The sequence below is a fragment of the Algibacter sp. TI.3.09 genome (assembly GCF_038154905.1).
Taxonomy (GTDB): Bacteria; Bacteroidota; Bacteroidia; order Flavobacteriales; family Flavobacteriaceae; genus Algibacter.
This window is the reverse complement of record NZ_JBAKAN010000034.1, coordinates 1-317: the sequence shown is the minus strand read 5'-3', so window position 1 is coordinate 317 and position 317 is coordinate 1. Positions and strand designations below refer to the sequence as shown.

The following is a 317-nucleotide window of genomic DNA, read 5'->3' as shown; positions in this document are numbered from 1 at the left end:
GTTGATGAAGTAAAGAATACAAAACCATATTTGGTACAAGCCAAAGAAGGTAAGTGGCGTATTGCTTATAAATTCGGAATTACTTTAGAAGAGTTAGTAGCGCTTAATCCTAAAATGGGTGCTGTACTACAAGAAGGACAAGAAATAAATGTTCCTAATTTAGATAAAGAAGATATTAAAAAGGTTGATGAAACTTACGGATACTATAAAGAATTACCGAAAGAAGGATTTTATCGTCTAAAATTAAAATTAGGTTTAACTCAAGAAGATCTAGAAGCTTTAAATCCTGAATTGAAAAAAACAGGATTAAAAGTTGG

1 protein-coding gene is annotated in these 317 nt (G+C 30.3%); it reads left to right on the top strand.

Going from position 1 to position 317, the window contains the following annotated elements:
- Positions 1 to 317, top strand: a 317-nt coding sequence (locus tag V6246_RS18210; protein ID WP_341561869.1) for a LysM peptidoglycan-binding domain-containing protein, incomplete at both ends; no start/stop codon positions are given.